At 61.2% G+C, this 17,738-nt stretch carries 14 protein-coding genes; 9 read left to right on the top strand and 5 right to left on the bottom strand.

Annotated features, from left to right (window positions below; genetic code table 11):
• The first annotated feature begins 77 nt into the window (after positions 1-77).
• From JFU58_RS30450 to JFU58_RS30430, 5 genes are all read left to right on the top strand, one after another.
• A complete protein-coding gene (locus JFU58_RS30450; protein WP_201143014.1) occupies positions 78-1,835 on the top strand; it encodes a carbamoyltransferase C-terminal domain-containing protein in 1,758 nt (585 codons plus the stop codon).
• Positions 1,836-2,732, top strand: a complete 897-nt coding sequence (locus tag JFU58_RS30445; protein WP_201143013.1) for a GNAT family N-acetyltransferase — start codon at positions 1,836-1,838, stop codon at positions 2,730-2,732.
• Positions 2,729-4,135, top strand: coding sequence for a PIG-L deacetylase family protein (locus JFU58_RS30440; protein ID WP_201143012.1), 1,407 nt, complete (start codon positions 2,729-2,731; stop codon positions 4,133-4,135). Before JFU58_RS30445 ends, JFU58_RS30440 begins: the two co-directional genes overlap by 4 nt.
• A gap of 86 nt (positions 4,136-4,221) precedes the next feature.
• Positions 4,222-5,370 carry a glycosyltransferase family 4 protein gene (locus tag JFU58_RS30435; RefSeq protein ID WP_063033417.1) on the top strand — a complete coding sequence of 383 codons (1,149 nt, stop codon included), beginning with the start codon at positions 4,222-4,224 and terminating at the stop codon, positions 5,368-5,370.
• Positions 5,367-6,251 carry a glycosyltransferase gene (locus JFU58_RS30430; RefSeq protein ID WP_201143011.1) on the top strand — a complete coding sequence of 295 codons (885 nt, stop codon included), beginning with the start codon at positions 5,367-5,369 and terminating at the stop codon, positions 6,249-6,251. Before JFU58_RS30435 ends, JFU58_RS30430 begins: the two co-directional genes overlap by 4 nt.
• A 66-nt stretch (positions 6,252-6,317) precedes the next feature.
• Here JFU58_RS30430 and JFU58_RS30425 read toward each other — a convergent pair whose 3' ends face one another.
• Positions 6,318-8,195 carry an O-antigen ligase family protein gene (locus JFU58_RS30425; RefSeq protein WP_201143010.1) on the bottom strand — a complete coding sequence of 626 codons (1,878 nt, stop codon included), beginning with the start codon at positions 8,193-8,195 and terminating at the stop codon, positions 6,318-6,320.
• A gap of 159 nt (positions 8,196-8,354) precedes the next feature.
• Here JFU58_RS30425 and msbA point away from each other — a divergent pair, with 159 nt between their 5' ends.
• Both msbA and hldE read left to right on the top strand, forming a co-directional pair.
• Positions 8,355-10,160 carry a lipid A export permease/ATP-binding protein MsbA gene (msbA, locus tag JFU58_RS30420; RefSeq protein ID WP_201143009.1) on the top strand — a complete coding sequence of 602 codons (1,806 nt, stop codon included), beginning with the start codon at positions 8,355-8,357 and terminating at the stop codon, positions 10,158-10,160.
• 129 nt (positions 10,161-10,289) lie between these two features.
• The gene (gene hldE / locus JFU58_RS30415) at positions 10,290-11,711 is read left to right on the top strand and encodes a bifunctional D-glycero-beta-D-manno-heptose-7-phosphate kinase/D-glycero-beta-D-manno-heptose 1-phosphate adenylyltransferase HldE (RefSeq protein WP_026078080.1); all 1,422 of its coding nucleotides are present in this window, start codon (positions 10,290-10,292) and stop codon (positions 11,709-11,711) included.
• A 133-nt stretch (positions 11,712-11,844) separates the two neighbouring features.
• Here hldE and JFU58_RS30410 read toward each other — a convergent pair whose 3' ends face one another.
• The 4 genes from JFU58_RS30410 to JFU58_RS30395 form a co-directional block, all read right to left on the bottom strand.
• Positions 11,845-12,813: a hypothetical protein gene (locus JFU58_RS30410; protein ID WP_063033413.1), complete on the bottom strand. Its 969-nt coding sequence runs from the start codon at positions 12,811-12,813 to the stop codon at positions 11,845-11,847.
• 41 nt (positions 12,814-12,854) lie between these two features.
• Complete coding sequence (locus JFU58_RS30405) at positions 12,855-13,667, bottom strand: aldo/keto reductase (RefSeq protein ID WP_063033412.1); 813 nt, start codon at positions 13,665-13,667, stop codon at positions 12,855-12,857.
• Complete coding sequence (locus JFU58_RS30400) at positions 13,664-14,839, bottom strand: NAD(P)/FAD-dependent oxidoreductase (RefSeq protein WP_201143008.1); 1,176 nt, start codon at positions 14,837-14,839, stop codon at positions 13,664-13,666. Before JFU58_RS30400 ends, JFU58_RS30405 begins: the two co-directional genes overlap by 4 nt.
• Positions 14,840-14,992: 153 nt before the next feature.
• Positions 14,993-15,328 (bottom strand): DMT family transporter, encoded by a 336-nt coding sequence (locus JFU58_RS30395; RefSeq protein ID WP_003209492.1) that lies wholly within the window; start codon positions 15,326-15,328, stop codon positions 14,993-14,995.
• 102 nt (positions 15,329-15,430) lie between these two features.
• On the opposite strand from JFU58_RS30395, the gene JFU58_RS30390 reads away from it, so the two are divergent.
• Positions 15,431-16,321, top strand: a complete 891-nt coding sequence (locus tag JFU58_RS30390; protein WP_201143007.1) for a LysR family transcriptional regulator — start codon at positions 15,431-15,433, stop codon at positions 16,319-16,321.
• A 23-nt stretch (positions 16,322-16,344) separates the two neighbouring features.
• Positions 16,345-17,622, top strand: coding sequence for a lipid IV(A) 3-deoxy-D-manno-octulosonic acid transferase (gene waaA / locus JFU58_RS30385; RefSeq protein ID WP_201143006.1), 1,278 nt, complete (start codon positions 16,345-16,347; stop codon positions 17,620-17,622).
• The last annotated feature ends 116 nt before the right edge of the window (positions 17,623-17,738 follow it).

Here is a 17,738-nt window from a genome sequence, read left to right as displayed (position 1 = left end):
GTTTCTCGCCCAGGCGAGAAACACACTTTTTTCAGGCGTGACGCGCCTGCATGCAGACTAAAAGAGGCTAGACCCCTGTGGCATTGACGATTCTTGGCCTGTCCGGCGCCCTTAGCCATGATCCTTCCGCAGCCTTGTATATCGACGGCAAGCTGATCGCTGCCGCCGAAGAAGAGCGCTTCGTACGCGACAAACATGCAAAGAACCGCATGCCCTACGAGTCGGCGAAGTTCTGCCTGGAACAAGCCGGTATCAAGCCTTCCGACGTTGACGTGGTCGCGATTCCGTTCGCCCCCATCAGCCTGTTCGGCGAGGCCCGCTGGCACTATGCCAAGCGTTACTGGTACGCCCCGGACCGCGCCCTCGATGCGATCCTGATGGGCAACCGTCGCTACAAGCGCTATCGCAACAAGATCGTCTGGTGCCTGGAGCAACTGGGCTTCGATCCGAAGAAAATCAAGATCGAACCGGTTGAACACCACCTGGCCCACGCTTCCAGCGCCTACCACTGCTCGGGTTTCCAGGAGAAGACCGCGATTCTCGGGATCGACGGCAAGGGTGAGTACGCCACCACCTTCTTCGGCTACGGCGAAAACGGCAAGATCCACAAGATCAAGGAATTCTACGATCCGGACTCCCTCGGCGGCCTTTATGGTGCGATCACCGAGTTCCTCGGTTTCGAGATGCTCGACGGTGAGTTCAAGGTCATGGGCATGGCGCCGTATGGCGATGCCAGCAAGTACGACTTCTCGCGCCTGGCCTCCTTTGAAAACGGCGAGCTGGTGATCAACACCGACTACGCCAACGTCATCGGCCTGCGCCGCTACAAAGAGAAGGGCAAGGGGTTCTACTTCTCGCCGAAGCTGATTGAGTGGCTGGGTCCGAAGCGTGAAGGCGATATCGCCGACGAGCCGTACATCCACTACGCGGCCAGCATGCAGGCACTGTTCGAGAAGCTGGCGTTGCAGATGATCGACCATTACCTGGGCGACATCCTCAAAGACACCGGCAAGCTGGCCTTCGCTGGCGGCTGTGCACTGAACGTCAAGCTGAACCAGAAGATCATTGCCCGTGACGACGTCAAGGAGCTGTTTGTGCAGCCGGCGTCCGGCGATGCCGGCACTGCGGTCGGTGCGGCAGCCTACGTGTCCCATGCCCGTGGTGTACCGGTGGAGAAGATGGAACACGTCTATCTCGGCCCGTCCTACAGCAGCGAAGACGTGATCGCCGCGTGCGCCAAGCACGAGAGCAAGCCGGTCTGGCGCAAGATCGAAAACATGCCCAAGCGCATCGCCAAGATCATGGTCGACGGCAACCCGGTGGCCTGGTTCCAGGGCCGCATGGAGTTTGGCCCGCGTGCCTTGGGCGGTCGGTCGATCATCGGTTGCCCAAGCGCCACCGGCGTGGCTGACCGGATCAACCACCAGATCAAGTTCCGCGAGCGCTGGAGGCCTTTCTGCCCGTCGATGCTCGACACCGTCGCGCCGCAGATGATCAAGGTCGATCACCCTGCGCCGTTCATGACCTTCACCTTCGAGGTGTCGGAAGAGTGGAAAACCCGCGTGCCGGAAGTGGTCCATGAAGATGGTACCTCCCGTGCCCAGGTGCTCAAGCGCGAATACAACCCGCGCTACTACGACATGATGAAAGAGCTGGAAGTGCTGACCGGCAACGGTGTGTCGCTGAACACCTCGCTCAACCGTCGTGGTGAAGCGATGATCTGCTCGCCGACTGATGCGCTGAACATGTTCTTCGGTTCCGACCTGCAGTACTTGATCATGGAAGACATCCTCGTGGTCAAGGACGGCGTGGACCCTTATGACGCTGTGGTTTAAATGCTGAACCGCTTCCAGGGCTGGCGTGAACGTGGCTGGAAGCCTGTCGAGGCCGAGGTTTACGCCCAGGCCTGGCAGCGTTTTGGTGGCAGCGTGGCAACCCATCCGCAGATCGTCGAGCGGCTGGCGCACCTGGCGCAGATTCCGGTGCGTTACCTGGGCTGGGAGCAGGACGGCGAGCTCAAAGGTGCAATTGCTACCTGGGGGCGCGACTTGGCCCTGTCCAAGGACGTGCTCAAGCGCAAAGGCAAAAAAGGCCTGTTTGATCTGGGTAATGCCGAGATCATTCTGCCGATTGCCGCCGATGCGCAGGTGCCATTGCGCCATCGCGCGCGTTATCTCTCTGCACTGAATGAGGGGCGCGTAAGCACCCTCAAGCCCCAGGCCGAGCAGTTGGCCATGGCGCGCACACCGGAAGAGCTGTCGAAGAAGTTTCGCTACAACCAGCGCCGCGAACTGCGTTTGCTGGAAGAGGCGGGTGGCGTGGTGCGGGCGGTCGGCGAGTTTTCCAGCAGCGAACTGGCGGCGATTTACTGCGACCTGTTCCAGCGGCGCTGGGGTTTCCCGGCCGCAGGGGCCGAACGTCTGGCCGAAGTGCTGGAGCTGCTCAAGGAGTTCCTGTTCGGCTCGGTGCTGTTTCTCAATGACGCTGCGATTGCCGTGCAACTGGTGTATCAGGTGCAGGCCCCGGAGTGGGTCAGCGCCGAGTACGTCAACGGCGGTGTCGACCCGGAAACCAAGGCATTCAGCCCTGGCAGCGTGTTGAGCTTCCTGAATACCCAAAGTGCCTGGGAGCAAGCGCGAGCGAGCGACAAGCCGCTGCGTTTCTCCTTCGGGCGTTCCGATCGTGAATACAAGGAGCGCTGGTGTAATCCAGTGCCGGTGTTCAGCGTATGAGTCGCAAACAGCAACTGCTCAAGCAGCATCGGCGCAACAAGCGTATTGCGTTGTTGGTGGGACTTTTGCTGTTGGTGGCCGTCGGTGTGCTGGTGGCCTGGTGGTTGCCGCTGCTGCTGGCGGTGGTGCTGTGGGCCGCGCATGAAGCCTGGTTTGCCGACCATCTGTTCTACTCGCCTAAAGACGACTATGAGTACGCGTTTCCTGAAGGGAGCGAGTGCGCGGGTCTGCGTCTTGAAGCAGGGCGCCTGCTGTTGGACACGCCCTTGGTGGGCGATGAAACCCTGATCGTTGGGGTTGAGCTCAATAGCTCGTGGCTTGGGCGTTTTTTCGATCCTGCGGTAGAGGTATCGGGCCTGGATGCACCAGACCGGCAAGTCTTCGAGCGAGGTGTCGCAGGGCGGCGCTATCTCAACCTGACAGGCATGGGCGAAGCGCTGTCCGGAGGTAAGCTGCGCTTGCGCGGGCGTTTCTGCCGGATCAAGGGGCAGCCGACGCTGTGGTTGTTCCGCCAGCCGGATTACCGTCACCAGCGCGTGATGGTCATTGCGCCCCATGCCGACGATGCCGAGCTGGCCGCCTTCAGCCTCTACAGCCAAGCCGATGAGAGCTGGATCGTCACCCTTACAGCGGGCGAAATCGAAGCCGATCACTATCAGCAAATGGGCATGCCCAAGGCCGATGCCGCACGCCTAAAAGGCCGCCTGCGTGCCTGGGATAGCGTCACCGTGCCGCGTTGGGCGGGCGTACCCGAGGCGCAGTGCGTGCAGTTGGGCTACTTCTGCATGCAACTGCCGGCGATGCAGGCCGCGCCGGATCAGCCCCAGGCTTCCCGGGAAGCCCAGTTGGACGATACGCGGCTGTTTCGCCAGTTCAATGTCCTGGCCTTGCCCGGGGATGTGGACGGTGCCCCAACCTGGAAAAACCTGATTGCCGACCTCCGGGCGTTGCTGCTCAAGGCGCGCCCTCAGGTCATCGTGTTGCCAACGCCGCTGCTGGATCCGCACCCGGATCACATCTGCGCCCACGCCGCGATCCTCGAAGCCTTGCAAGGCCTGGAGTGGCAGCCGGGTACATTGCTCGGCTACGCCAACCACCTGCATGATAATGATCGTTGGCCCATGGGCGACTCGGGCGCTGGCGTGGCCTTGCCGCCGCGTTTTGATGCTGCGCTTGAACTGGTGCCTTGCAGCTTGCCGCTGACGTTGAGCCAGCAGCAGGACAAGGCCATGGCCCTGGGCATGATGCACGACTTGCAGCCGCGGGCGCCGTTCAAGCGACGCGTGCGCAGGTGGTTGCAGCAATTATTGGCGGGCCGTAGTCCATCGCCTTACGGAGAGAATGAATTCTTCCGCAAGGCGGTGCGCCGCCATGAATTGCTCTGGGTTTTAAAGCAGGATTGAGACCTTATTGAAGGCAGGCTTGCAGGGCCTGCCGCCCCTTTTTCGCCGGGCTGCGTGCCCGCAGCCAGATTGCAGCATGGAGAGTTATGAAACCTCGTTTCAAGGTTTTGCAGTTACAGCCGGACTACAACGTCAAGACCCACGACTTCGCCGACCTCGGCGAGCAGATCGTCAAGGCTTTGCCGGCTGAACGTTTCGAGGTCACATCCGGGTTCCTCAGCGGCCGTCCGCTGCCCGGCCAGCCCTTGAGCGTGGCTGAACACTCCCATTACTTCGAGTTGCCGGAAAAATCCCTCAAGGGCATCCGTTTCGGCGCTATGTGGCAGATCTACAAATATTGCCGCGAGCAGAAATTCGATGTGGTCATCTGTAACCGCTTCAAGTCAGTCAACATGATGCTGTCCCTCAACCGCTGGTTGAAGATTCCCCTGTGCATCGGCATCTCCCACGGTTTTGGCGAGTACGCCCGTGGCTACCGTCGGCGCCAGACCCAGAAGTGGGTCAGCCCGGCGTGGCGATTTGTCGGGGTGTCGGCCGCGGTCAGGGATTACCTGGTGGACCTCAACTGTGGGTTCACCCGTGAAAACACGACCTTTGTCACCAATGCTATCGACATCCCCCAGGCCGAGGCCTTGCAGTTGCCGCGGGATGAAGCGCGCAAGGCCCTGGGCCTGCCGCTGGATGCGCGGATGATTGGCGCCTTGGGCCGGCTGGTGCCGATCAAGGGCCACACTCATTTGCTGCAAGCCTTCGCCACCCTCAAGGACAAATACCCTGAGGCTCAGGTGGGCATCATCGGCTCTGGCCGCGCCGAAGCAGACCTGCGCGCCGACATCGAGCGCCTGGGCCTGACCGGCCGTGCGCACCTGCTGGGCTTTCGTGAAGATGGCATGAAGTACGTGCGCGGTTTCGACATCTGGACCATGCCCTCGCTGTTCGAAGGCCTGGGCCTGGCGCTGCTGGAAGGCATGAGCGGCCATTTGCCGGTCATCGCCTCCAACGGCCCGGCGATGTTGCCGTTGGTGGAAGGCGCAGGCGGGCTGTCCCATGACCCGGGCAACATCGAGCAACTGGCGGCGGCGCTGGACACTTACCTGGCGTTGAGCGACGAGCAGTTGCGTGCCAAGGGCGAGCAAGTGTTCCGCTACCTGGAAGAAAACCACACCCTGGACGAGTTCCGGCACAAGTATTTGAACCTGATCGAAACCGGTCTGCGTGAAGTAGGTAAAGCATGAGTCTGCAGCAACCCCTGGTCACTGTGATCATCGCCTCCTACAACCATGGCCCGTATATCGAGCAGAGTATCCTCAGTGTGCTCGGCCAGACCTATCCCAACATCGAGTTGCTGGTGGTGGACGATGGCTCCAAGGACGACAGTGTGGAGCGCATCCAGCGCTTGCAGGCCGAACACGGGTTTGATTTCCAGGTTCAGCAGAACCAGGGCCTGACCAACACTCTGAACGGCGCCATCGCCCGCGCCAAAGGCAGCCTGATCGTGCCATTCGGTTCCGATGACATCATGCTGCCCGAGCGTATTGCCACTCAGGTTGCCTACATGGAAGGCAAGCCGAAGGTGGGCATCTGTGCTGGCAATATCGAGTTGATTGATGGTGACGGCAAGCCGTACCCGGAGAAGAAGCAGCGCCGCGATTTGCCGTTTCGCAGTCTGGCCTTCGATGACCTGTTCCTGGACCGCAAGCCTTTTCCGCCGGCACCGACCCTGATGATCCGTCGGCAGCCGCTGGAAGAAGTCGGCGGATTCGATCCACTGATTCCGCTGGAAGACTTGTTGATCGAGTTGAAGATCACCCACGCCGGCTACACCATCGACGTGTTGAGCGTGGTGATGGCGCGCTATCGGCAGCACGCGACCAATACGTACAAGAATCATCGCTACATGATCCAGAACATCCTCAAGACTTACGGGTTGTTCAGCGATCATCCGGCCTACGATCAGGTTCGCTACAACTTCCTGAACTCGATGTTCCTCAAGACCGCCGACCGCGACCGCCCGCTGGCGCGGGAGATCCTCAAGCAGATTCCTTTGAAGTTCTGGGGTCGCAAGACCTTGCGTGGGTTGGTGCGGCTGTATCTGGCGCCGCAGCGCAGCTCATAGGGCTTCGGCCTGGCCATTGCGTACACCGCAATGGCCAGGGACTTGGAACCTCAGCGGTTCACACCATCACTTGGCCGGGCTAGCGACCTGCGCGACCGGATTATTGAGCTTCAGCACCTGTTCACGGATCTTCGCCGTGGCGCTTGGCGAAGCAACCGAGGCATAGCCCTTGGCCAATTGCTCGAAATGGGTTTCGAACAGCCAGTTGCGATCCTGGGGATAACGCTGCATATGCCGCAGGTTGCGCTGGCGCAGGGCGTTACGCAGGGCTGACGGGTAGATGCGCATGTCGGCCACGTCAATCAGGCCGAACTCGCCGTCATCCATCAACAGCACGTTACCCAGATGCAGGGAACGGAAGTACACGCCGCGCTCGTGGAGCTGGGCCATGAACCGGCCGAAACGCTCAATCAATGATTCCCGCAGGCTGCTGTCCAGGCTTTGCAGGGCCTGGCGCAGGGTCAGGCCTGGCAGCGGCTGATAACGTACGGCGCTGCTGGCATCCTTTAACTGATAGAGATTGAGGATGACCGGTGATGGAATCCCCAATGCACGCAGTTGCTCACTGTTGCTGGCAAAGCGTTCCGAATAGGGATTGAAGCTGCCCGAGGTGTACCAGCGACGAGGGCGGAACAGCTTGAGGAAGCTGCCATCCTCCAGGCGCAGGACCTTGGGCCCCAGGCCATCGGCTTCAATCACGTGGGCGTTGGCGCACAGCTGTTCGAAGTCTTGAGGTTTCAGGCGTTGAACCGGCATGCGCAGCAGGCTGCGACGACGCTGGGCGATGCTCAGGCCGGCGATCAGCGCCAGCGGGATCCATAGCAGGAACCAGTGTTCTTTTGGCCGCGAGAGAATGCCGCCGCCTTCGGTCAGGCCGGCACCGATGCCGTAGGCCAGCAGGGAGGAGGCCAGGATGAACAACGGCTGCGCACGTTCCTTGAGGCTTTTGTACAGGCCCCAGCCGAGCATGAAGGCCCATGGGATGAAGCCGATGATGCCGACGTAATACAGCACGCCCAGAGCAAAGCTGTGGGGCTCGCGCAGTTCGGTATCGCCTGCGATGGTCAGGTACAGTTCTGAGTCGTAGCTGTGGCCGATCCAGGGGTGTTCGGCGATACGCTCAAGCGACATGCCCCAGATTTCGAAGCGGAACGAGCTGCCACGATTGGTGATCAGTTCGGGATAGAGCAGCAACAGCGCCGCAGCCCCCAGCGTCATACAGGTGATCAGCAGGGCCGCGCGCCGATTGCGAGTGGTGAAACTCATCCAGAGTACGGCGAGGACCAGGGCAACCAGCGGCGTTCTCGAACCGGTGGCCAACACTGCAGCGGCCATGATTGCCAGTGCCGGAACGCTGAACCAGAGTACGTGCGCACGCTGGGTGGTCATGCAAACGTACAGCCAGTAGACGCAGAAGAATCCGAATACGTGAGAGCTCAGTAGCGCATTATCAAGAGCCCCGCGCCCGCCGATCATTCGCGCGCCCTCCGCGAAGTGGGGGGCAAAAGCCACCAGGCTGCAGGCACTGGAGATCAGTGCAATCAGCGCGGCGCAGAAGAAGATCGGCTTGAACAGCTCGTTGCGGTAATGCAGCAACAGTCCCAAACCGGCAAACAACGTGAAGGTATTCGGTGGCCGCTTGAACAAGTCGGAGTCTATCGTGGGCTCAGGGCTCCAGAACAGGCTGATGAGCGCCCAGCCCGAGAAAACCAGGAAGGCAATCGCCAGGGGCTCGCGCAATACCTGCTTAAGTTCCGTCGGGCGCAGGCACAGCAGCAACAGTGTCGGCGCGGCGAACAGCAGGTAGTAAAACCTGTGCAGCACATTTCGATTGGTAACGAAGAACAGCGCACTCAGGAGCAGCAACAAGCCAATGGGCAGAATCCACAGACAGAGGAAGTCGAAAACGCGGTTTGAGCCATATGTAAGGCGCTTGGATTGCATACAGAAAAGCCGTTCCAGAATAAAGAAAGCCGACCATACTAAAGTAGTGGCTATACAATGTCGCCCGTTGGGTCCAACGGGGCCGCGGTTGTGCTGCGTGCAAGTACAACAGAGAAGCTGTGCTAAAGTCAGCCTCCTTTTTCAAAACCGCCGCGTGATATGACCGACTCCAGTCCGAGCGCAAGCCCTTCGAGCTTGAAAATATACTTCCGTCTGCTCAGCTACGTTAAGCCTTATGCCGGCTTGTTCGCGCTGAGTATCGTCGGCTTTCTGATTTTCGCGTCGACCCAGCCGATGCTGGGCTACATCCTCAAGTACTTTGTCGATGGCCTGTCCAACCCTGAAGCGGTGTTGTTCCCCACGGTACCTGGCCTGCGGGACCTGCAACTGCTGCAGGCCGTGCCGCTGCTGATCATCCTGATCGCCGCGTGGCAGGGCCTCGGCTCGTTCCTGGGCAACTACCTGCTGGCCAAGGTTTCCCTGGGCCTGGTGCATGACCTGCGGGTGCAACTGTTCAATAACTTGCTGACCTTGCCGAATCGCTATTTCGACAATCACAACTCCGGGCACCTGATTTCCCGCATCACCTTCAACGTGACCATGGTCACCGGTGCGGCGACCGATGCCATCAAGGTGGTGATTCGCGAAGGCATGACGGTGATCTTCCTGTTCGCCTCGCTGCTGTATATGAACTGGCGCCTGACCTTGGTGATGATTGCCATCCTGCCGTTGATTGCAGTGATGGTCAGCACCGCGAGCAAGAAATTCCGCAAGCAGAGCAAGAAGATCCAGGTTGCAATGGGTGACGTCACCCACGTTGCCTCGGAAACCATCCAGGGCTACCGCGTGGTGCGCAGCTTCGGTGGTGAGGTGTATGAGCAGAAGCGCTTCCTCAAGGCCAGCCTGAGCAACACCAACAAGCAACTGCGCATGACCCGTACCGGCGCGATCTACACGCCGGCGCTGCAACTGGTGATCTACAGCGCCATGGCGGTGCTGATGTTCCTGGTTCTGTACCTTCGCGGCGATGCTTCCGCAGGTGACATGGTGGCCTACATCACCTTGGCCGGCCTGTTGCCCAAGCCGATTCGTCAGCTCTCTGAAGTCAGCTCGACCATCCAGAAAGGCGTAGCCGGTGCCGAAAGCATTTTCGAGCAGTTGGACGAGGATGTAGAAATCGATCGCGGTACCATCGAGCGCGACAAGGTCAGCGGCCGCCTGGAAGTGCGCAACCTGAACTTCACCTACCCGGGCACCGAGCGCCATGTCCTCAAGGACATCACCTTTACCGCAGAGCCCGGGCAGATGGTTGCCCTGGTGGGCCGTTCGGGCAGCGGCAAGTCGACCCTGGCCAGCCTGATCCCGCGTTTCTACCACCACGAGAGCGGTGAGATCCTGCTGGATGGCGTGGAAATCGAAGACTATCGCCTGCTCAACCTGCGTCGGCACATCGCCCAGGTGACCCAGCACGTGACCCTGTTCAGCGACACCGTGACCAACAACATCGCCTACGGTGACCTGGCCGGTGCACCGCGGGCCGATGTCGAGGCGGCGGCGGCCGATGCCTATGCCAAGGACTTCATCGACCAGTTGCCCAAAGGCTTCGATACCCAGGTCGGCGAAAACGGCGTGCTGCTGTCCGGTGGCCAACGCCAGCGCCTGGCCATTGCTCGGGCCCTGCTCAAGAACGCGCCATTGCTGATCCTCGACGAGGCGACCTCGGCGCTGGATACCGAGTCGGAGCGCCATATCCAGGCGGCCCTGGACAAGGTCATGCAAGGCCGCACGACCCTGGTGATCGCCCACCGCCTGTCGACCATCGAGAAAGCCGACCTGATCCTGGTGATGGACGATGGCCGGATTGTCGAGCGCGGTACCCACGGCGAACTGCTGGCGCAAAACGGTTATTACGCCCGCCTGCACGCCATGGGCCTGGACGCGCCGATCCCGGCCGACATCACCTGAAGTGCCGGAGTGAGGGGCCTGGCCCCTCACTCCATTACCCTCGCAACATCTTCTCTGCACACCCCGACAAGCCTTTGACAACCCTGTGGTAATATCGCGCCCCTGTTCATTTTGTATGTGGGTTGCTCCATGAAGTTGTCCATGCCGCGATTCGATCAAGCCCCTGTCTTGGTGGTCGGCGATGTCATGCTCGACCGTTACTGGCATGGCGGTACCTCACGGATTTCCCCTGAGGCACCGGTACCGGTAGTCAAGGTCGAGCAAATCGAAGACCGTCCAGGTGGCGCTGCCAACGTTGCCCTCAATATTGCCGCTCTCGGCGCCCCGGCCTCCCTGGTGGGTGTGACCGGCGACGACGAAGCCGCCGACAGCCTGGCCAACAGCCTGCGGGGGGCTGGTGTGCGTGCGTTGTTCCAGCGTATTCCCCACCAGCCGACCATCGTCAAGCTGCGGGTCATGAGCCGGCACCAGCAATTGCTGCGTATCGATTTTGAAGAACCCTTCGCCACCGACGCCCTGGCCCTCAGTGCCCAGGTCGACGAGTTGCTCGAAGGCATCAAGGTGCTGGTGCTGTCCGATTACGGCAAAGGCGCCTTGAGAAACCACCAGATGCTGATCCAGGCCGCCAAGGCCCGAGGCATTCCGGTGCTGGCGGATCCCAAGGGCAAGGACTTCTCGATTTATCGGGGCGCGAGCCTGATCACGCCGAACCTCAGCGAATTTGAAACCATCGTCGGCGGTTGCGTCGATGAGCACGAGCTGGTGACCAAGGGTGCCAAACTCATGGCCGACCTCGACCTGGGCGCCCTGCTGGTGACCCGTGGCGAACACGGCATGACCTTGCTGCGCCCTGATCACCCTGCGATGCACCTGCCAGCGCGCGCCCGTGAAGTGTTCGACGTGACCGGTGCCGGCGACACAGTGATTTCTACCCTGGCGGCCTCCATTGCCGCCGGTGAAGAGTTGCCCCACGCAGTGGCCCTGGCCAATCTTGCAGCGGGCATTGTGGTTGGCAAACTGGGTACGGCTGCCATCAGCGCACCTGAGCTGCGCCGCGCCATCCAGCGTTCCGAGGGTTCGGAGCGTGGTGTGTTGAGTATCGAACAACTGCTGTTGGCAATTGACGATGCCCGTGCCCATAAAGAGAGCATTGTCTTCACCAATGGTTGCTTCGACATCCTTCACGCCGGTCACGTCACCTACCTGGAGCAGGCGCGGGCCCAAGGCGATCGCTTGATCGTGGCGGTCAACGACGATGCGTCAGTCAGCCGCCTGAAAGGGCCTGGTCGCCCGATCAACAGTGTTGACCGTCGCATGGCGGTACTGGCGGGCTTGGGGGCGGTGGACTGGGTGATCAGCTTTGCCGAGGGGACACCGGAAAACCTGTTGGCTCAGGTCAAGCCGGACGTACTGGTCAAGGGCGGTGATTATTCGGTCGACCAGGTGGTCGGTGCCGATATCGTCAGTGCCTACGGTGGCAAGGTCAAAGTGCTGGGGCTGGTGGAAAACAGCTCGACCACCGCGATTGTGGAAAAAATCCGCAGTAACTGATTGTGGGGGCGGGCTTGTGTGGGAGCGGGCTTGCTCGCGAAAGCGGTGGATCAGCGGGCAGATGCGGTGACTGACACACCGCATTCGCGAGCAAGCCCGCTCCCACATTTGACTGCCGCGACCTGGCGTCCGGTTACGGGTTGGCTTTTTTCTTCGGCACGATCTTGCGCAAGATCTGCCGCGCCTTACCCGTCAACCGCTTCAATTTCGACTCTTTCTCTGGCGCACTCAGCCCTTGCTGGCGTAGCCAATCCTTCCAGCGGATCCGCTCATCACGCACCACCCAGCCTTCCTGTTGGGCAAAGCTCTCTGCCAGATACAACCCTCGCGTACTCGCCGGATACAGCTGATCCTTCTTCAAGGTATACAGCTCTGCACACGGCTGTCCGTCCTTGAGCGGCATCAGGTACAGGTCCGGGCGTTGCCGGTCCAGGCGGGCCACCAGTTGGTCACCCTCCAGGCGCTCGTCCACATGAAACAGGCTCAGGGACTTTGCTTCCTTGGGCACTTCCAGGCGCAAGTCATAAATCAACTGCAGCGAAGCCGTCGGCAGGTGCACGTAAGCCCGTGGCCGTTCAATCAACTGCATGGTGGCGCAGCGCACCGGGCGCGCGGCCCCGGACAGCGGTGAGAGGCGAAACGGCAACGCTTCGCGGTAGTGCAGGGCGGAGGAGTAGGGGGCGGGCAGCCACGTGTCGTTGAAGCGCCCGCCCAGCCAGCCTTCCGGGGTTTCCAGCAGGCATTCCTCGGCGATTTCCTGGATGGCGGTGTGCAGTGGCAGGTTCAGTTCGTGGGCCGGCACATAACCGGAGATCAGCTTGAGCACAACGTCGCCACGGTCTTGCCGACGCTGGCGCACCAGCACCCAGTAATCACGGTTCTGCCAATGCAGCGTCAGGCGCACCGAGACACCAAGGTTGGCCAGCTCCAGCACGAAACGCTCAGTGTCTTTCACCTCCACCGGCTTGCGCCGTTGCAGGGTCTGGGCGAAGTTGAGCGGCATGCCGACGCTCTGGTAACTCAAGCCTTCGGGCGTGGCTTCGACATGCAGCGGCAGTGTTTTAAAGTTACTCGGGTTTTTTCTAATGAGCGTTCGCGCCATGTCGGCTCCTTCTTGCGTCGGGGTCGGCCGCGTCGGCGGCATCAGAGTTGGCGAATGACCTTGGCAGCGGTCGCTACGTTATGGGCGAGGTGCAGCGGATTAATGGTCCCGACAATAGCACTGGCGACGCCGGTTTGCGCAAACAACAACATGAAACTGGCGTAAATTGGATCCACTCCTGATTCCAGGCAGACATGGCCACTGGCTAGTGCCTTTTTCACCAGGATGCCTTTGCCGTGGGCGGCCGCATAATCAATGACGGCTTTTTCGGCCTGTTCGTTCAGATTGTAGGTGACCATGGCGCAATCGCCTTGTTCCAGAGCCTTTACGCCGCCCTCGACGGTTTTGCCGGAGAAGCCGAAACCACGGATCTTGCCCTCACGCTTGAGGTCCGCCAGGGTCTGGTAAACCTCGCAGTCGTTGAGGATGTGCAGGTCGTTGCCGTCGGAGTGCACCAGCACCAGGTCGATAAAATCCGTTTCAAGTCGTTTCAGGCTGCGCTCCACTGAAAGCCGGGTGTGGGCCGCGCTGAAATCGTGATGGGACACGCCCTCGGCGAACTCCTCACCCACCTTGCTGACGATCACCCATTCCTGGCGCTGGCCGCGCAACAGCGGGCCCAGGCGTTCTTCGCTGCGGCCATAGGCAGGGGCGGTGTCGATCAGGTTGATGCCCAATTGCCGGGCCTGGCGCAGCAGCATCCGCGCGGCATCGTCATCGGGAATCTGGAAGCCGCTGGGGTATTTCACCCCTTGGTCGCGGCCCAGCTTGACGGTGCCCAAACCCAGCGGCGAAACCAGCAGGCCGGTACTGCCCAACGGGCGATGAAGGTCATGCAGGGTCGGCAGGGTCATGGCAGCAGTTGCTCCCAGGCAGGTTGGGCGATGGCGGGTTTTGGCAGTTCGGGGAGCGTTTCCGTGGCACTTGGCTTGATGCCGTCACGTTCCAGTGCGTTGATCACCCGATCAGCGAAGTCCGGCGCCAATGCCAGCTTGGTCGGCCATCCCACCAACAGGCGATCCTGCTCGGCGAGGAAGGCGTTGTCCGGGCGGGTCAGGCCAGATTGCAACGGTTCGGCGCGGTCTACGCGCAGGGTTGCCCACTGTGTTTGGCTCATGTCGATCCAGGGCAGCAGCTGCGCCAACTCCTTTTGTGCGTTGGCGATCTGCTGTTCCGGGGTACGGGCGACACCTTCGGCCTCGGCGATATCACCGCCCAGGTACCACACCCAATTGCCATCGGCGGCGGGGTGCGTGGTCACGGTGATGCGTGGCTTGGTGCCGCCACCCAGGCAATGGGCATAGAGCGGCTTCAGGCCGGGGCCCTTGGCGATGATCATGTGCAGCGGTCGGCGTTGCATGGCGGGTTGGCTCAGGCCCAGGGCGCTGAGCAAATCCGCGGTGCCGCCACCGGCGCTAAGCACGATACGCTGGGCGCGGATCTCGCGGCCATCGACCTTCAAGCCTGCCAGCGTGCCGTCTTCCATTAACGGCTCGATCTTCTCCCCGGCGAGCAAGCCGTCACCGGCCAGTTGCGCCAGGCGTTCGATCAGGCTCGGGACATCGATCACCAGTTCGGCCAGGCGGTAGACCTTGCCCTTGAAGCGGCGGTCTTGCAGGGCCGGTGGCAGGTCATCGCCCTTCACTTGATCCACGCGGCCGCGCACGGCCTTGCTCGCGAAGAAGCTGGTGAGGTTGCCGGCGATGGTGCCCGGCGACCACAAATAGTGGGCTTCGGACAGCAAGCGAACACCGGAAAGATCCAGCTCGCCGTTGCCCGCCAAGGCTTCGCGCCAGCGGCGGGGCATGTCGGCGATGGCTTCGGAGGCGCCGGTCAGGGCACCATGCAATGCGTATTTCGCACCGCCGTGGATGATCCCCTGGGACTTCACGCTTTGCCCGCCACCGAGGGTGGCGCTTTCCACCAGTATTGTGGAAAACCCCTGGCGGCGCAGGCGCGCATTGAGCCAGAGGCCGGCAACTCCGGCGCCGACAATCAGAACGTCGGTGGAAATAACGGATGGCATGCAGCGACCTCAGTGTTCAAGACAGGCTGCGCAGTATACAGGCTCATGAAGTGAATCTTCGCCCCAACGCTCCCTAATGACAGGCGCACCGTAGGAGCTGTCGAGTGAAACGAGGCTGCGAGTTTCAGCCTCAGTTGAGCCTCATGTGAACGCTCAGTGCCCGGCCGTTTTCGAGAACAACTGAATCACCACCACCCCAAGCACAATCAGGCCCATTCCCAGCATCGCCGGGATATCCAGTTTCTGCCCATAGATAAACAATGCAGCGATGCTAACCATGACAATGCCCATCCCGGCCCACACCGCATATGCCACGCCCACCGGTACGGTGCGCACCACCAGCGTGAGCATCCAGAAGGCCACGCCGTAGCCGACGATCACCAGCAATAGCGGGATCGGCGTGCTGAACCCCTTGATCGCTTTCATGGAAACGGTAGCGATCACTTCCGAGCAGATGGCAATGGCCAGGTAATAGTAGGCGGCGTTCATGGGTAAATCCTCGGTACAGGGTCGCTTGATTAGGTCGGCATTCTAGAGATTTACCAGATGCGGTAAAGTCATTACCTATCCGATTTAAAGATGGGTTGGGCCATGAGCGTGCAGTGGAATCTTGAGCAAATGCGCCTGTTTGTCAGTGTCGCCGAGCAGCGTTCGTTTTCGGCGGCGGCGCGAGACCAGCGCAGGGCGCAGTCGGCGGTCAGCAATGGGATTGCGCTGTTGGAGGCAGACCTGGGCGTGTGTCTGTTCGATCGCAGCAGTGGCCGCCAACCCCGATTGACCGAGGCCGGCACGGTATTGCTCGAAGAGGCGCGGGAGGTCTTGCGCCAGTGCGAGCGCCTGAATGGCCGCGCCTTGTCGTTGATGCGTGGGGAGGAAGCCTGCCTGCGCCTGGCCCAGGATGAAGCCATGCTCTATCAGCCGGTGCTTAATAGCCTGGAAAGATTGGCGGGAAAATTTCCGAATCTGGAGGTGCAGCTTTCCAGCAGTGCTCAAGGCGATGTCGCGCGCAAGCTGGTGGAGCGCAAGGCGGACTTGGGGATGTTGTTCTATCACGATCAAATCCCCGAAGCTCTGGAGCGTCGGGTGGTGGGCAGCGTTGAAATGGTCACCGTGTGCGGCGTCGGGCATCCCATGGCCAAGGAAGCGTTCGTCGATTGCCAGCGGCTGGCGCAGTATCGCCAACTGTTGATGTCCACGCAGACCAGCGTTTACCCCGGCAGCGAGGCCGCGAGCCCGCAAGTATGGCGCGCCGACAGTTTCTACGTGTTGGCGGAATGGCTGGTCCGCGGCCTGGGTTGGGCGTGGTTGCCGCGACATGTGGTGCAGTACCCAACCTACCAGAACCAGATGGTTGAACTGAACAGCGAGTGGACCCCGCCGGCGCTGGTGGTGGAACTGGTGTGGCGCCGCGATGAGCCCCTCGGCCCGGCCGCGCGTTTCTTCGCCGAACGTTTTGCCGAGTGCTTGCAGGCGATCGACTGAAAAAGCCGATAAACTCCGCCGCCATGAATAGAACTCTCTACAGCTGTCTGTTTTACCTGGCGCTGCCGTTGGTGGCTTTACGTCTGTGGCTGCGCTCACGCAAGGCGCCGGCTTATGCCAAGCGCGTGGGTGAGCGCTTTTCCTACGGCTTGCCGGTGATGCAGCCTGGCGGGATCTGGGTGCACGCCGTGTCAGTCGGCGAAAGCATCGCCGCCGCACCGATGATTCGTGGCCTGCTGGAGCGTTATCCACAGCTGCCGATCACCGTCACCTGCATGACGCCCACCGGTTCCGAGCGCATCCAGGCGTTGTTCGCCAACGAACCGCGCATCCAGCACTGCTACCTGCCGTACGATTTGCCCTGTGCAGCCCAGCGTTTTCTCGATCGCGTGCAGCCGAAACTGGCGGTGATCATTGAGACCGAGCTGTGGCCCAACCATATACACCAATGCGCCAAGCGCGGGATCCCCGTGGCATTGGCCAATGCGCGCTTGTCGGCCCGTTCGGCCAAGGGTTACGGACGTTTCGCCAAGCTGACGGCGCCGATGCTGGCGGAAATGAGCCTGTTCGCCGTCCAGACCGAAACCGAGGCCGAGCGTTTTCGCAGCCTGGGTGCACGGCCCGAGACGGTCGAGGTCACCGGCTCGATAAAGTTCGACCTGACCATCGACCCGCAACTGCTGGAGCGCGCCGCCGCCTTGCGTGAGCAATGGCACGCCAGCGAACGCCCGGTATGGATAGCCGCCAGCACCCACGAAGGCGAAGATGAAGTGGTGCTCGCCGCCCATCGCCAGTTGCTCGCCAGCTATCCCAATGCCTTGCTGATTCTGGTGCCGCGCCATCAAGAGCGCTTCAACCCGATGTTCGAGCTGTGCCAGCAGCAGGGTTTCGCCACGGTGCGTCGCTCCAGTGGCGAGGCGGTAACGGCGCAGACTTCCGTGTTGCTGGGCGACACCATGGGCGAGTTGCTGTTCCTGTATGCCTTGGCCGACAGCGCCTTTGTCGGCGGCAGCCTGGTCGCCACGGGCGGGCATAACCCGCTGGAGCCGGCGGCGCTGGCCAAACCGGTGATTTGCGGGCCCCACGTGTTCAACTTCCTGGAAATCAGCGCAATGATGCGCGACGCCGGCGCGTTGCAGGAAGTGGACGATGCCGAGGGGTTGGCGGTGGCGGTGCAGCGCTTGTTCGAGCTGCCGCAGGATGCGCAGAAGATGGGGCAGGCGGGGCTGGCGGTGATGCGCGCCAATCAGGGGGCGTTGAAGCGTTTGCTGGATGGGTTGGGCAGACTGCTTAACCCCTGACAACACAAAATCAAATGTGGGAGCTGGCTTGCCTGCGATACAGCCACCTCGGTACATCAGTCAAACCGAGGTGATGCAATCGCAGGCAAGCCAGCTCCCACATGGGCTATGTGTTG

Source organism: Pseudomonas sp. TH34 (genome assembly GCF_016650865.1).
Lineage (GTDB): Bacteria > Pseudomonadota > Gammaproteobacteria > Pseudomonadales > Pseudomonadaceae > Aquipseudomonas > Aquipseudomonas yamanorum.
This window is presented reverse-complemented; position numbering and strand designations above follow the sequence as displayed.

What these genes read in the sequence shown, in the direction of transcription:
- JFU58_RS30395 (WP_003209492.1), bottom strand. Translation starts at nt 15,328, where the DNA reads ATGAACGCCGCCTACTATTACCTGGCCATTGCCATCTGCTCGGAAGTG.
- JFU58_RS30400 (WP_201143008.1), bottom strand. Translation starts at nt 14,839, where the DNA reads ATGCCATCCGTTATTTCCACCGACGTTCTGATTGTCGGCGCCGGAGTT.
- hldE (WP_026078080.1), top strand. Translation starts at nt 10,290, where the DNA reads ATGAAGTTGTCCATGCCGCGATTCGATCAAGCCCCTGTCTTGGTGGTC.
- msbA (WP_201143009.1), top strand. Translation starts at nt 8,355, where the DNA reads ATGACCGACTCCAGTCCGAGCGCAAGCCCTTCGAGCTTGAAAATATAC.
- JFU58_RS30430 (WP_201143011.1), top strand. Translation starts at nt 5,367, where the DNA reads ATGAGTCTGCAGCAACCCCTGGTCACTGTGATCATCGCCTCCTACAAC.
- JFU58_RS30390 (WP_201143007.1), top strand. Translation starts at nt 15,431, where the DNA reads ATGAGCGTGCAGTGGAATCTTGAGCAAATGCGCCTGTTTGTCAGTGTC.
- JFU58_RS30435 (WP_063033417.1), top strand. Translation starts at nt 4,222, where the DNA reads ATGAAACCTCGTTTCAAGGTTTTGCAGTTACAGCCGGACTACAACGTC.
- JFU58_RS30405 (WP_063033412.1), bottom strand. Translation starts at nt 13,667, where the DNA reads ATGACCCTGCCGACCCTGCATGACCTTCATCGCCCGTTGGGCAGTACC.
- JFU58_RS30425 (WP_201143010.1), bottom strand. Translation starts at nt 8,195, where the DNA reads ATGCAATCCAAGCGCCTTACATATGGCTCAAACCGCGTTTTCGACTTC.
- waaA (WP_201143006.1), top strand. Translation starts at nt 16,345, where the DNA reads ATGAATAGAACTCTCTACAGCTGTCTGTTTTACCTGGCGCTGCCGTTG.
- JFU58_RS30440 (WP_201143012.1), top strand. Translation starts at nt 2,729, where the DNA reads ATGAGTCGCAAACAGCAACTGCTCAAGCAGCATCGGCGCAACAAGCGT.
- JFU58_RS30445 (WP_201143013.1), top strand. Translation starts at nt 1,836, where the DNA reads ATGCTGAACCGCTTCCAGGGCTGGCGTGAACGTGGCTGGAAGCCTGTC.
- JFU58_RS30410 (WP_063033413.1), bottom strand. Translation starts at nt 12,813, where the DNA reads ATGGCGCGAACGCTCATTAGAAAAAACCCGAGTAACTTTAAAACACTG.